Annotated in this window: 12 protein-coding genes; 10 read left to right on the top strand and 2 right to left on the bottom strand. The window is 73.0% G+C overall.

All coding sequences use genetic code 11. The annotated features are described in order from the left end of the window. Positions 1-19 precede the first annotated feature (19 nt). Positions 20-1687, top strand: a complete 1668-nt coding sequence (locus AC3CF1_RS23430) for a phospho-sugar mutase (RefSeq protein ID WP_488451264.1) — start codon at positions 20-22, stop codon at positions 1685-1687. A 162-nt stretch (positions 1688-1849) separates the two neighbouring features. On the opposite strand, the gene AC3CF1_RS23425 is transcribed toward AC3CF1_RS23430, so the two are convergent. Both AC3CF1_RS23425 and upp read right to left on the bottom strand, forming a co-directional pair. Then, a complete protein-coding gene (locus AC3CF1_RS23425; RefSeq protein WP_088946163.1) occupies positions 1850-2527 on the bottom strand; it encodes a GOLPH3/VPS74 family protein in 678 nt (225 codons plus the stop codon). Positions 2528-2601: 74 nt separating this feature from the next. Continuing rightward, complete coding sequence (gene upp, locus AC3CF1_RS23420) at positions 2602-3234, bottom strand: uracil phosphoribosyltransferase (protein ID WP_088946162.1); 633 nt, start codon at positions 3232-3234, stop codon at positions 2602-2604. A gap of 123 nt (positions 3235-3357) precedes the next feature. Here upp and deoC point away from each other — a divergent pair, with 123 nt between their 5' ends. The 9 genes from deoC to cydC all read left to right on the top strand — a co-directional run bounded on the left by deoC (position 3358) and on the right by cydC (position 14235). Continuing rightward, on the top strand, positions 3358-4317 hold the full coding sequence (gene deoC, locus AC3CF1_RS23415; protein ID WP_088946161.1) for a deoxyribose-phosphate aldolase: 960 nt from the start codon (positions 3358-3360) through the stop codon (positions 4315-4317). A 6-nt stretch (positions 4318-4323) separates the two neighbouring features. After that, positions 4324-5754: an aldehyde dehydrogenase family protein gene (locus AC3CF1_RS23410; protein ID WP_088946160.1), complete on the top strand. Its 1431-nt coding sequence runs from the start codon at positions 4324-4326 to the stop codon at positions 5752-5754. Beyond that, on the top strand, positions 5747-6571 hold the full coding sequence (locus AC3CF1_RS23405; protein ID WP_088946159.1) for an aldehyde dehydrogenase family protein: 825 nt from the start codon (positions 5747-5749) through the stop codon (positions 6569-6571). The genes AC3CF1_RS23410 and AC3CF1_RS23405 overlap by 8 nt, the downstream gene beginning before the upstream one ends. Before the next feature lie 337 nt (positions 6572-6908). Next, the gene (locus AC3CF1_RS23400) at positions 6909-7379 is read left to right on the top strand and encodes a BlaI/MecI/CopY family transcriptional regulator (RefSeq protein WP_488451263.1); all 471 of its coding nucleotides are present in this window, start codon (positions 6909-6911) and stop codon (positions 7377-7379) included. A gap of 10 nt (positions 7380-7389) precedes the next feature. Next, on the top strand, positions 7390-8295 hold the full coding sequence (locus AC3CF1_RS23395) for a M56 family metallopeptidase (RefSeq protein ID WP_099850442.1): 906 nt from the start codon (positions 7390-7392) through the stop codon (positions 8293-8295). Between the two features lie 201 nt (positions 8296-8496). Then, positions 8497-9750, top strand: coding sequence for a cytochrome ubiquinol oxidase subunit I (locus AC3CF1_RS23390; protein WP_354983432.1), 1254 nt, complete (start codon positions 8497-8499; stop codon positions 9748-9750). An 18-nt stretch (positions 9751-9768) separates the two neighbouring features. After that, complete coding sequence (locus tag AC3CF1_RS23385) at positions 9769-10626, top strand: cytochrome d ubiquinol oxidase subunit II (protein ID WP_488451262.1); 858 nt, start codon at positions 9769-9771, stop codon at positions 10624-10626. Between the two features lie 145 nt (positions 10627-10771). Further along, the gene (gene cydD / locus AC3CF1_RS23380) at positions 10772-12448 is read left to right on the top strand and encodes a thiol reductant ABC exporter subunit CydD (protein WP_354983430.1); all 1677 of its coding nucleotides are present in this window, start codon (positions 10772-10774) and stop codon (positions 12446-12448) included. Beyond that, positions 12445-14235 (top strand): thiol reductant ABC exporter subunit CydC, encoded by a 1791-nt coding sequence (gene cydC, locus AC3CF1_RS23375; protein ID WP_488451261.1) that lies wholly within the window; start codon positions 12445-12447, stop codon positions 14233-14235. Before cydD ends, cydC begins: the two co-directional genes overlap by 4 nt. The last annotated feature ends 62 nt before the right edge of the window (positions 14236-14297 follow it).

Raw genomic sequence — 14297 nt, 5'->3', positions numbered from 1 at the left:
CGCCGTGCTATCAAGGGGCATGGCGGCGGACACGACTGACATCGACGACATTCGCGAGCAAGCCCGGCGCTGGCTGGCCGACGACCCCGACCCGGCCAGCCGGGACGAGCTGACGGCGGTGCTCGACCGGCTGCCGGCGAGCGCGCCGGAGCTGGCCGACCGGTTCGCCGGCCCGCTGACCTTCGGCACCGCGGGCCTGCGCGGCCCGCTGCGCGCCGGCCCGAACGGCATGAACCTCGCCGTGGTCACCCAGGCCGCTGCCGGCCTGGTCGGCTGGCTCGCGGCCCAGGGCGGCAGCGGCCCCCTGGTGATCGGGTACGACGCTCGGCACGGCTCCCGGGAGTTCGCCGAGCGCACCGCCCAGGTGGCCACCGGGGCGGGTCGACCGGCGCTGCTGCTGCCCCGCCCGCTGCCCACCCCGGTGCTGGCGTACGCGGTGCGCCACCTCGGCGGAGTCGCCGGTGTAATGGTCACGGCCAGCCACAACCCACCCCAGGACAACGGCTACAAGGTCTATCTCGGCGCGGAGCTGGGCGGTGAACTGGGCTGGGGCGCGCAGATCGTGCCGCCCGCCGACGCCGGCATCGAGGCGGCCATCCGATCGGTCGGCCCACTGACTGAGGTGCCGCTGGGCCCACCCGGGCAGGTGCTCGGCGACGACCTGACCGCCTCGTACGTCGAACAGGCCACCGCCGTGATCGACCCGGACGGGCCACGGGACCTGACGGTGGCGTACACCCCTCTGCACGGGGTGGGCGCGGCGGTCCTCACCGCCGCCTTCGCCCGCGCCGGTTTCCCAGTGCCCGGCGTGGTCCCCGACCAGGCCGAGCCGGACCCGGCGTTTCCGACCGTGTCGTTCCCCAACCCGGAGGAGCCGGGGGCGGTGGACCGGCTGATCGCCCTGGCCGACTCCACCGGCGCGGACCTCGCCATCGCCAACGACCCGGACGCCGACCGTTGCGCGGTGGTCGTCCGTGACGGGCGCGACGGCTGGCGGATGCTGCGCGGCGACGAGGTGGGGGTGCTGCTCGCCGACCACCTGATGCGGCGCGGGGTGACCGGGCTCTACGCGACCACCATCGTGTCCTCGTCACTGCTGCGCGCGATGTGCGCGGCCCGGGGCCTGCCCTACGACGAGACGCTGACCGGCTTCAAGTGGATCGTGCGGGCCGGCGGCGGGAGCACGCCCCTGGTCTTCGGCTACGAGGAGGCGCTCGGCTACTGCGTCGCACCGGCGCACGTGCGGGACAAGGACGGCATCACGGCGGCGCTGACCGTGGCCGAGCTGGCCGCCGGCCTGAAGACACAGGGTCGGACGCTGACCGACCGGCTCGACGAGTTGGCCGCCGAGTTCGGCGTGCACCACACCGACCAGCTCTCCGCCCGGGTGGACGACCTGCGGGTGATCACCGACGCGATGGCCAGGATCCGGGCGGACACCCCGACGACCCTGCTCGGGCAGCCGGTGGACAGCGTCCGGGACCTCCTGCCCGAGTCGGACGTGGTGATCCTGCGTACCGCGGCCGCCCGGGTGGTGATCCGGCCCTCCGGGACGGAACCGAAGCTCAAGGCGTACCTCGAGGTGGTGGAACCGGTCGTGGACGGTGACGTCCAGACGGCCCGCAGCAGGGCGGCATCGGCCGTCGCCGCGCTCCGCGCTGAGGTCAGCGCGGCCCTTGGCATCTGAACCCCGCAGCGCCCACCCATGACAGGTTCGCCCTTTGCTCTGCACCCGCGGAAGCGCCATCGAATGAACAGCGGTCCTCCGCGCCCGACTCCTGCCGGGGGCCCGGCACCGTGGTGCCTGGGTGGGTGCAGAGCAAAGGGCCCGTCGAGCGGGGCCCGAGAGTCAGCGGCGAGGGCCGAGGGCCTGGTCGACGGCGCGGCCCAGGGCCGCGACGACCAGGCCGACCGACGGGCGGACCACCGAGTCGTCGGTGCTCACCTCGCCGGAGAAGCCGGCGCCGGTGGCGATCGCCTCCAGCCTGCGGCGCGCGTCGGCGGCGGTCTCACCGTCCACCCCGAGCGCCGACTCCATCCGCAGTACCACCACCAGAGTGGCCAGCGCGGCGGTCCGCTCGTCCGGAGCCGCCGCGCCGGTCAGGGCCTCGGCCAGGCGCTGGCGGGTCTCCGCCTCGACGGAGGCGTCGACCACCGGGTAACGGTGCACGTGGATGAAGCCCAGCTCGGTCTCGTCGACGTCGCGGACCACACCCTGGCTGCACAGGTCACCGAGGATCCGGTCCCGCAGGCCGTGCCGCAGGCGCTGCACCCAGGAGGCCGGGGTGTGCGGGGTGTCGGCCGCGATCCGGCTCAGCACCTCGTCGGCGACCGGTTCGCCGGTCGGCGTCGGGTCGGCCACGGTCAACGACCCTTCGGCGTACGCGATCCGGCCGGCGATGGCCAGCTCGACCAGCACCGCGGCGGCCATGCCGAGGTCCAGGCTGATCCGCGGCATGGTCGCCTTGCCGGTCGTGTCGTCGTAGGCGAGGAGCAGCAACTCCTCGGCGAGCGCAACACCAGTCATGGCCCGAGACGGTAGCGGGTCCGCGCACCACCGCGCACGGACCCGCCAGACCCGGCACCCACCGGGTGTCGAACTCAGAACCGGGGCATGCCGCCGAACTGGCGGTCGCCGGCGTCCCCGAGCCCGGGGACGATGAACATGCTGTCGTTGAGCCCCTGGTCGATCGAGGCCGTGACCAGGCGCAACGGCAGGCCGGAGCGTTCCAGCCGTTCGATGCCGACCGGGGCGGCGAGCACGCAGAGCACTGTGATGTCGGTGCAGCCACGGTCGGCGAGCAACCGGCAGGAATGCTCCAGCGAGCCACCCGTCGCGAGCATCGGGTCGAGCACCAGCACCGGCAGCCCGGACAGGTCGCGGGGCAGCGACTCCATGTACGCGCGCGGCTCGTAGGTCTCCTCGTCGCGGGCCAGACCGACGAAGCCCATCGAAGACTCGGGCAGCAGGCCGAGTGCGGCGTCCGCCATGCCGAGGCCGGCCCGCAGCACCGGCACCAGCAGCGGCGGGTTGGCCAGCCGGGTGCCCTCGGTGCCGGTGACCGGCGTCTGCACCTCGTACCGCTCGACGGGGAAGGAGCGCGCCGCCTCGTACACCAGCATGGTGGTCAGTTCGTGCAGCGCCGCCCGAAACGTCGAGGAATCGGTGCGCGCGTCCCGCATGGCGGTCAGCCGAGACTGGGCCAGCGGGTGGTCAATGACGTGTACGTCCACGATCGCTCAACCTACCGGTCCGTTCGGCGCGGTGGTGACGGTGCGGTCGGACCAGCGACGCCGCTCACGCCGAGCCCGCCGTGACCAAGATCACTCAGCCGTCTGGTGCGTAGACTTCTCTGCATGACGGCGACAACGACGTCGGCCCGGTCGGAGCTCTCCGAGCTGGGACGATCCGAGACCGCTCTGCGGACCTTCCTGCACGGGCTTCCCGGCGTGGACCAGGTCGGCGCGGAGCAGCGGGCGGCACAGCTCGGCACCCGATCCATCAAGACCACCGCCAAGGCCCAGGCGATCGACCTGGCGATCCGGATGGTCGACCTGACCACCCTGGAGGGGGCGGACACCCCGGGCAAGGTGCGCGCGCTCGCCGCGAAGGCGCTGCGCCCGGACCCGGCCGACCCGTCCTGCCCGCACGTCGGCGCGGTCTGCGTCTACCCGGCGATGGTCCCGCACGTGGCGGAGGTGCTGCGCGGAAGTGGCGTGCACCTGGCCAGCGTGGCGACCGCGTTCCCGTCCGGCCAGGCGCCGTTGGAGATCAAGCTGGCCGACACCCGGGCCGCCGTCGCGGCCGGTGCCGACGAGATCGACATGGTGATCAACCGGGGTGCGTTCCTGGCCGGGCGCTACAAGGAGGTCTACGACGAGATCGTGGCCACCAAGGAGGCCTCCGGGGACGCCCACCTCAAGGTGATCCTGGAGACCGGCGAGCTGGCCACCTACGACAACGTGCGGCGGGCCTCCTGGTTGGCCATGCTGGCCGGCGGCGACTTCATCAAGACCTCCACCGGCAAGGTCCCGGTCGCGGCGACACTGCCGGTGACCCTGGTGATGCTGGAAGCTGTCCGTGACTTCCGGGCGGCCACCGGGCGGCAGGTGGGCGTGAAGCCCGCCGGTGGCATCAAGACCACCAAGGACGCGATCAAGTACCTGGTGATGGTCAACGAGACCGTCGGCCCGGACTGGCTCGACCCGGACTGGTTCCGCTTCGGCGCGTCCAGCCTGCTCAACGACCTGCTGATGCAGCGCACCAAGCTGACGACCGGCACCTACTCCGGTCCCGACTACTTCACCCTGGACTGATAGCCGATGTTCGAATACGCCCCCGCCCCCGAGTCCCGCTCGGTGGTGGACCTCAAACCCTCGTACGGGCTGTTCATCGACGGCGCGTTCGTCGATCCGACCGACGGTGGCAGCTTCAAGTCGATCAACCCCGCCTCTGAGGAGGTGCTGGCCGAGATCGCCGAGGCCGGCGCTCAGGACGTGGAACGCGCGGTGCGTGCCGCCCGCAAGGCGTACGACAAGGTCTGGGGTCCGATGCCGGGCCGGGACCGGGCGAAGTACCTGTACCGGATCGCCCGACTCATCCAGGAGCGCTCCCGCGAGCTGGCCGTCCTGGAATCCCTGGACAACGGCAAGCCGATCCGGGAGTCCCGGGACGTCGACCTGCCGCTGGTCGCCGCGCACTTCTTCTACTACGCCGGCTGGGCCGACAAGCTTCCGCACGCCGGTTTCGGTGCCAACCCACGGCCGATCGGCGTGGCCGCGCAGGTCATCCCGTGGAACTTCCCGCTGCTCATGCTGGCCTGGAAGATCGCCCCGGCGCTCGCCGCAGGCAACACGGTGGTGCTGAAGCCCGCCGAGACCACCCCGCTCACCGCGCTGCTCTTCGCCGAGATCTGCCAGCAGGCCGACCTGCCGGCCGGTGTGGTCAACATCGTCACCGGCGCCGGCGACACCGGCCGCGCACTGGTCGAGCACGCAGGCGTCGACAAGGTCGCCTTCACCGGCTCCACCGAGGTCGGCCGGGCCATCGCCCGGTCCGTCGCCGGCACCAGCAAGAAGCTCACCCTGGAACTGGGCGGCAAGGCCGCCAACATCGTCTTCGACGACGCGCCCATCGACCAGGCCGTCGAGGGCATCGTCAACGGCATCTTCTTCAACCAGGGGCACGTCTGCTGCGCCGGCTCCCGACTCCTGGTGCAGGAGAACGTGGCCGACCGCGTGCTGGAGTCGCTGAAGCGGCGGATGGCCCAGCTCCGGGTCGGCGACCCACTGGACAAGAACACCGACGTCGGCGCGATCAACTCGGCCGCCCAGCTGGAGCGGATCCGCGAGCTGTCCGACGCCGGCTCCGCCGAGGGCGCCGAGCGCTGGTCACCGCCGTGCGAGCTGCCCGACCGTGGCTTCTGGTTCGCGCCCACCATCTTCACCGGGGTCACCCAGGCCCACCGGATCGCCCGCGAGGAGATCTTCGGCCCGGTGCTGTCGGTGCTCACGTTCCGCACCCCGGCCGAGGCCGTGGAGAAGGCCAACAACACGCCGTACGGGCTGTCGGCCGGCATCTGGACCGACAAGGGTTCCCGGATCCTGTGGATGGCCGACCGGCTGCGCGCCGGCGTCGTCTGGGCCAACACGTTCAACAAGTTCGACCCCACCTCGCCGTTCGGTGGCTACAAGGAGTCGGGTTACGGTCGCGAGGGCGGCCGGCACGGGCTGGAGGGCTACCTCAATGTCTGAGCGGGTCGCGGTACGTAAGACGTACAAGCTCTTCATCGGCGGGAAGTTCCCGCGCAGCGAGTCGGGACGGTCGTATCTCGTGCAGTCCTCGAATGTGTCACTGGCCTCCCGCAAGGACGCCCGGGACGCGGTGGTCGCCGCCCGCGCCGCCGTGAAGGGCTGGGCCGGCGCGACCGCGTACAACCGGGGTCAGATCCTCTACCGGGCCGCCGAGATGCTGGAGGGCCGCCGCGAGCAGTTCGTCGCCCTGGGCGTGCCCGGCGACGAGGTGGACGCCGCCGTCGACCGCTGGGTCTGGTACGCCGGCTGGGCCGACAAGCTCGCCCAGGTGTACGGCGGTGCCAACCCGGTCGCCGGCCCGTACTTCAACATCTCCGCGCCCGAACCGACCGGCGTGATCGCCGTCGTCGCCCCCGAGCGCCCGGCGCTGCTCGGCCTGGTCAGCGTGATCGCCCCGGCGATCGTCAGCGGCAACACGGTGGTCGTGGCGGCGTCGCCCTCCGAGCCCCTGGCGGCGGTGACGCTGGCCGAGGTGCTGGCCACCTCCGACCTGCCCGGCGGGGTGGTCAACATCCTCACTGGCGCGATCACCGAGACCGCGCCGGCGTTGGCGGCGCACATGGACGTCAACGCGATCGACCTGACCGGGGTGACCGACACCGCGCTCGCCACGGACCTGGAGGTCAGGGCGGCGGAGAACCTCAAGCGGGTGCTCCGACCGGCCCCGGCCGACCACGACTGGTCCGTCGATCCGGGTTTGGCTCGGATGACCGCGCTGCTGGAGACGAAGACTGTGTGGCATCCCAAGGGGGTGTGATCGTTTTTCGGCCTTTTGGGTTTTCCGGGGGAGCCCGCCCACTCCGGGCGGTCAGGCTTGATCCCTGCGTGGGCGGGCTCCCCCGGAAAACCTGACGTGGGCCGGGATCGTCGGGTGGGCCAGCACACGGGTCCTGCCTCGGGTCGGTGAGCGCGGTCAAGATCTGCGCAACTTCGGGGATGTTGCTGCCTCCAGCGCCTTGGAGGCAGCAACATCCCTGTTCTTGTGCGGATCTTCGGGCGGTCCGGCGGTCCGGCGGTCCGGCGGTCCTGGTCGGGGTCGGGGTGGGGTGGGCTCGGGGGCGTGGGGGGTCTACTACCGGGGGTAGGATTGCTTCGTGACTCGGTTGGGCGATCTTGAGCGTGCGGTGATGGACGTGTTGTGGGACGTGGTCCCCGGCACGTCGGACGGTGTGACCGTGCGCGAGGTGGCCGACGCGCTCGACGGCCGCGAGTTGGCGTACACCACGGTGATGACCGTGCTGGACCGGCTCGCCGGCAAGGGCATGGTGCAGCGGGAGCGCGAGGGTCGGGCCTGGCGCTACCGGCCGGCGGCGAGCCGTGAGGCGCACATCGCCCAGCTCATGCTCGACGCCCTCGACCTGGGCGGCAGCCGGGACGCCGCACTCGTGCGGTTCGCCCGTTCGGTGACCGGCACCGAGGCCGAGGTGCTGCGGGCGGCCCTGGGGAGCGAGGCCGGTCTGACCGGTCCGGGTTCCACCAGCGGCAACCCGGGCGACACCGAGCTGACCGACCGCCTCGACGGGCCGACGGGCCGGCGAACCGCCGGCGAGGCAGCGGAGCGGTAGGACCCACGCCATGGCGTACGCCGTGCACTTCGCCGCCACCATGCTGGCCTGCTACCTGACGGCTCAGGTGCTGGCCCGCTCCACCTGGACGTGGCGCAGCCCCCGGGTGGCGATCATCTGCTGGCAGGCCGTCGGGTTGGCGGTGGGTCTCTCGGCGATGGGCCTGCCCATGGCGCTCGGGCTGAGCGCGTACGACCTGCCGACAGGCAGCGCGCTGCTCGCCCTGGCCAACGACCTCGCCCACGGCACACTGCCGATCGGGGTGAACACCTTCCACCTCGCCGGCGTCGGGGTGGGCTTCGGCATCGGCGCGGTGCTGGTCGCCACGACCGTCCGCAGCATCCACGGCACCGTACGCGCCCAGCGCCGGCACCGGGACCTGCTCTCCCTGGTCGCCCGGGACGATCCGGCCGCTCCCGGCGCGCTGGTGCTGGATCATCCGAGCGCCGCCGCATACTGCCTGCCCGGGGTGAAGCCGCAGGTGGTGGTCAGCGCCGGCACACTGAGCCTGCTCGACCGCGCCGAGCTGGCCGCGGTGCTCAGCCACGAGCGCGCGCACGCCCACGAGCGGCACGATCTGGTGCTGCTGCCGTTCACCGCGCTGTGCCGGGCGTTGCCGTGGTTCGGCTGGGTCCGCGACGCCCACGAACGGGTCGCCCTGCTGGTCGAGATGCGCGCCGACGACAAGGCCCGTGAGCTGCACGCGGAAGCGCCGCTGGCCGGAGCGCTGCGCCGCTTCGCCGCCGCCGGTCACCGGATCACCCCGGCCGGCGCGCTGGGCATGGGCGACCGGGATCTCGACGTACGGGTCCAGCGCCTCCTGGTCACCGACCGGCCGCCCCGGGTGCTCGGCGCCACCGCCCTCGCGGTGGCCAGCACGCTGGTCGCCCTCCCGATCACCCTCTTCCTGTCCTGACCTGACCCCAGCACGCCACACGCCGCGCCCCCGCATGGGCGCCGCGCCGCCGTGTCCCGCCGCAAGAGCGCGATCTTCCAAACCCATGACTACTACGTGATGTAGTAATCCTTTCTACGACGTTACGTAGTAGGCGGACGTGTAGAGAAACTACGTGTAGGGTGGCTACGACAAGGGAGCCAACACTACGGAGAGCCGGTCATGGACACCCTGCTCCTCGCCCGCCTGCAGTTCGCCACCACCACCTCGATCCACTTCCTCTTCGTGGTCGTCACGCTCGGGCTGGTCACCCTGCTGGTCGGGATGCAGACCGCCTGGGTGCTCACCGGCAACCCGAAGTGGGAGCGGCTGACCCGCTACTGGGGTCAGCTCTACGTGATCAACTACGTGCTCGGCATCGCCACCGGCATCGTGATGGAGTTCCAGTTCGGGCTGAACTGGAGTGGCCTGTCGCGCTACGTCGGCAACGTCTTCGGCGCGCCGCTGGCCATCGAGACGTTGGTGGCGTTCTTCCTCGAATCCACGTTCCTCGGGATGTGGATCTTCGGCTGGCACCGGCTCGGCAAGGGTGTCCATCTCGCGCTGCTCTGGGGCGTGGCCATCACCGCGTACGCCTCGGCGTTCTGGATCATGGTGGCCAACTCCTGGCTGCAACACCCGGTCGGTTACGAGGTACGCGACGGCATCGCCCACCTCACCGACTTTGGCGCGCTGCTCTCCAACCCCAGCCTCGGCATGGCGTTCGGGCACGTGGTCTCGGCCGCGTTGCTGGTCGGCGGGATGCTGATGGCGGCGGTCAGCGCCTGGCACCTGATCCGGCGTACTCCCGATTTCGTGCTCTTCCGCACCTCGTTGCGGATCGGCCTGGTCACCGCGGCACTGGCCATCACGATGGTGCAGGGCTTCGGCTTCGCCCAGTTCGGCCCGGTCGGCGGCGTGCAGCCGACCAAGTTCGGCGGCCAGAGCCCGGAGGCGCAGGCGCTGATCGCCGACTGGACCACCCGGTTCGGCCCCGGCGACTACACGCCACCCGTGCTGGCCAGCGTCGGGCTGGGCTTCATGATCCTGATCGGCTTCACCCTCGGCTGCGTCTGGTTGCTGCTCCCCCTGCTCTTCCGGGACTGGATCATCCGGCTGCGCTTCCCGCTCTGGCTGGTCCTGCTCGCCCTGCCGCTGCCGTTCGTCGCGGTGATCCTCGGCTGGATCGCCCGCGAGGTCGGCCGCCAGCCCTGGGTGGCGTACGGGCTGCTCCCCACCGAGCAGGCCGTCTCCCCGGTCGGCGCACCGGTGATGCTCGCCTCGCTGATCGGGTTCAGCCTGCTGCTCGGCACCCTCGCCGTCACCAACTGGGTGCTGCTCGCCCGGCACGCGGCGCGGGGCGCGGCCGATCCGGCACTCGGCCGCCCACCGGCGCCTCCAAGTGAGTCGACCCACCCCGAACCCGCGCTCGTCTGAGGCACAGAGGAGAACACCGTGGACCTCGCCTGGTACGCCCTGCTCGGCCTCTTCTTCACCGGCTACCTGGTGCTCGCCGGCTACGACTACGGCGTCGGGCTGCTGCTCGCCCGCGGTGGCGGCCCCGCTCTGCGGAGGGAGGCGCTCACCGCGCTCGGCCCGTTCTTCCTCGGCAACGAGGTCTGGCTGGTGGCCGCCGTGGGCATCCTCTTCGGCGCGTTCCCGGTGCTGGAGGGCGAGTTGCTCTCCGGCTGCTATCCGGCCGTGGCCGGTGCTCTGGTCGGCGTCATCCTGGTTACCGTCGGGGTGCAGCTGCGCAGCCGGCCCGCTGACGAACGGATCCGCGCGCGCTGGGACCGCGTCGTGATGATCGGCAGCGCACTCGCCGCAGTGGGCTGGGGGGTGGTGCTCGCCGCGCTGCTCCAGGGCGTGCCCCGTCAGGCCGACGGGCACGTCGCCGGGGTGTCGCACCTGGCCACCCCGTTCGCGGCCACCGTCGGGCTGGCCATGGTCGCACTGGTCGCGGTGCACGGAGCGACCTTCCTCGCGCTGCGCCTGTCGACCGACGCCGCCGCCGTGGTGGGCCGCACGGCCCGCCGGCTGGTGCCGGTGGCGCTCACCGCGGTCGCCCTGGCCACCGTCGTGGGCCTGCTCTCCTCCCGGGTACGCGACGCCGCCCAGCGGCCGGCGGTGGCCGTACTCCTGCCGGTGCTGCTCGCGGTGGCGCTGCTGGCGGCCCGCGCGGCGCTGGCGCGGCGGCGGCCGGGGTGGGCTCTGGCCGCAACCGGCGCGGCCCTGGCGCTGCCGGTGGTGCTGGTCGGGGCGGCTCTCGGCCCTATGTGCTGGTGTCCACGACCGACCCGGGCGCCTCGCTGACAGTGACCGACGCCGCTGCGAGCGCACCGACGCTGCGGCTCCTCGGCTGGGTGGCGCTGCCGCTACTTCCGGCCCTACTAGGCTTCCAGGCGATGTGTTGGTGGGTTTTCCGAGGACGGACCGACGGCAGGGCACCGGTGTACTGGTGAAACGCCGTCCGTTCGACCCGCGTCTGCTGCGCCGGGTCCCTGCGGCCCGGCGCGATCTTGCCGTGCTCGCGTTCCTGGGTGTGCTCGCCGCCGGGTTGATCGTGGCGCAGGCCACCGCCCTCGCGGCGGTGCTGGCCACGGCGATCGACGGTCGACTGGATCGGCCGGCGCTGGGCGCCTTCATGGTCGCGGTCGCTGCCCGCTCGGCGCTGGTCTGGGCACAGGGCACGGTCTCGGCGCGGGTCGCCGCCACGGTCAAGGCGACGCTGCGGGCCGACCTGCTCGGCGCGGTCGGCCGACACGGCCCCGGCTGGGTGGCCGGGCAGCGGGCCGGTCAGATCGCCACCCTGGCCGGGCGCGGGCTGGACGCACTGGACGCCTACTTCACCGGATACCTGCCCCAACTGGTGCTCAGCGTCACCGTGCCGTTGGCGGTGCTCGCCCGGGTCGTCTTCGCCGACTGGAGCTCGGCGGTGATCATCGCGGTGACCCTGCCGCTGATCCCGGTCTTCGGCGCGCTGCTCGGCTGGCAGGCCCAGGCCGCCACCGAACGGCAGTGGCGGCGACTCTCGCTGCTCGGCGGGCACTTCCTGGACATGGTCGCCGGGTTGCCCACGCTGCGCGCGTTCGGGCGGGCCCGGGCACAGACCGAGGTGGTGCGCCGGATGGCCGACGGGCACCGCGTCGCCACCATGAAGACGCTGCGGATCGCGTTCCTCTCCGCGCTGGTGCTGGAGCTGGTCGCCACCCTCTCGGTGGCACTGGTCGCGGTGCCGGTCGGCATCCGGTTGCTCGGCGGCGGGCTGGCCCTGCAGACCGCGCTGCTGGTGCTGCTGCTCACCCCGGAGGCATACCTGCCGCTGCGGGCCGCCGGCAGCCGCTTCCACGCCAGCATGGAGGGGCTCGCCGCGCTGGACGAGGCGCTGACCATCTCGGCCGCGCCCACCGCTCCCCGGGCCGCCGAGGGCGCCACCGTCCCGGACGCGCGACGTGACATCCGGTTCGAGGGGGTGACCGTGGCGTACGAGCGGACCACCGCCCTGCGTGACGTGACCCTGACCATCCGAGCCGGCGAACGGATCGCCATCATCGGGCCCAGCGGCGCCGGCAAGAGCACGTTGCTCGGCCTGCTGCTCGGCTTCGTGACCCCGACCAGCGGCCGGATCACGGTGGACGGGGTCGACCTCGCCACCGCCGACCCGGACGCCTGGCGTCGGCAACTCGCCTGGGTGCCGCAGCGGGCCCATCTCTTCGCCGCCTCGCTGGCCGACAACATCCGGCTCGGCGCACCGGACACCACGCCCGACGCGCTCGCCGCGGCGGTGCACGACGCCGCCCTGGACGACGTGGTGGCCGGTCTGCCGGACGGCCTGGACACCCTGCTCGGCGAACGCGGCCACGGGCTGTCCAGCGGGCAGCGGCAGCGGGTGGCGCTGGCCCGGGCGTTTCTGCGGTCCGCCCCGGTGGTGCTGCTCGACGAACCCACCGCCCGCCTGGACACCGCGGCCGAGGCGGTGGTGCTCGACGCCACCCGCCGCCTGGTCGCCGGGCGCACCGCGCTCCTGGTCGCGCACCGACCGGCGCTGCTCGCTGACGCCGACCGGATCCTGCGGGTCGAGGACGGTCGGGTCACCGAGCTGACGCCCGAACCGACCGGGAAGGCGACCCGATGAGCGCGGAACACGGGCCGGACGCGGTCGCCGGCGTGGCATCGGCCGGGCGGACCGCCGCCGAGCGTGCCGTGTTGCGACTGGCCCGCCCGTACCTGGGTCGGCTGGTCGGTGCCGGGCTGCTCGCGGCCGCCACCGAGTTCGCCGGGCTCGCCCTGATGGCCACCGCCACCTGGCTGTTGATGAGCGCCGCCGGCCAGCCTCCGCTGGACCGGCTCACAGTGGCGATCGTCGCTGTCCGTGCGCTGGCGATCAGCCGTGGCGTGTTCCGCTACACCGAACGGCTCGCCGGGCACGACGCGGTGCTCCGCATGATCACCGACGTCCGGGCCAGGGTCTTCGCCACCCTCGCCGCCCGGCGTGGCGCCGCGCACCGGTCGGGGGACGTGCTGAGCCGGCTGGTCTCCGACGTCGAGGCCGTCCAGGACCTGCTGCTGCGTGTGCTGGTCCCCGGCTCGGCGGCGGCCCTGGTCGGTGTGCTGGCGGTCGGCGTGGCGGCGTTGATCTCACCACCTGCCGCCGGTGCGCTCGCCGTCGGGCTGCTGGTCGCCGGGGTGGCACTGCCCGCGCTGGCCACCGCTGTCACCCGCCGCAGCGCGGCCCAGGTGGCACCCCTGCGCGGCGCACTGGCCACCGACGCGATCGACCTGACCCACGGCGCAGCCGACCTGGCCGCGTTCGGAGCCACCGACGCCACGCTGCGTGCCGCAGCGCAGCGGGCCCGCCGGCTGGCCCGCCTGGAACGTCGGCTGGCCGCCACCGGGTTCGCGGTGGACGCGGCCGGAGTGCTGACCGCCGGGCTGACCGCCGCGGCGGTGGTGCTGGCAGCGCTGGCCGCCGGCGTGTCGGGGGTGCTGGTGGGCGTCCTGGCCGTCGGCGCGCTGGCTGCCGTCGAGGTGACGCTGGCACTGGTCACGGCGGCCCGGCAGTGGACGCAGCTGCGGCCCGGTCTGGCCCGGGTGGCCGACCTGCTGGACGCCGGCACGCCGCCTTCCCCGCCCACGGCCGGTATGACGGACCTGGTCGGCCCCCACGAGCTGCGCTTCGTCGACGTGACAGTGCGGTACCGGGCCGGTGCGGCACCCGCCCTCGACGGCGTCAGCCTGGACCTGCCGCCGGGGCGGAGGATCGCGGTGGTCGGCCCGAGCGGCGCCGGCAAGAGCACCCTGGCCGCCGTCCTGACCGGCACCATCCAACCGGTGTCCGGGCGGGTCACCCTCGACGGTCACGACCTCTCGGCGTACGCCGAGGAGGCACTGCCGCGGGCGGTCGGCGGCCTGCTGGCCGAGGCGTACGTCTTTCACGCCACGGTGCGGGAGAACCTGCTGCTCGGGCGGGCCGGGGCCGACGAGGAGGCGCTGACGGCCGCCACCGCCGCCGCGGGCCTGCTGGACTGGGTACGCGCCCAGCCGGCGGGTTGGGACACGCTGGTCGGAGAGGAGGGCGGGCAGCTCTCCGGTGGCCAGCGGCAGCGGCTGGCACTCGCGCGGGCCCTGCTCGCCGCGCCGCCGGTGCTGGTGCTCGACGAGCCCACCGAAGGTCTTGATCCGGCCGCCGCCGACGCGGTGCTCGCGTCCACTCTCGCCGCCACCCCCGCCGGGCACTCGGTGCTGCTGATCAGCCACCGGCTCAGCGGGCTGGCCGAGCTGGACGAGATCGTCGTCCTCGACGGCGGCCGGGTGATCCAGCGCGGCCGGCACGCCGACCTGGTCGCCGCCCCAGGCTGGTACCGGGACCAGTGGCTGCTCCAGGCTGCGGCCGAGCGGGGTTACCTGGCCCTCGCCCCCTGACCGGGGCTCGGGGACGGACCAGGGTTCTCCCCGACGTCAGGGCTCCCTGACCCGTGGCAGGG

This window comes from Micromonospora sp. MGP-C2 (genome assembly GCF_057766525.1).
This window is presented reverse-complemented; position numbering and strand designations above follow the sequence as displayed.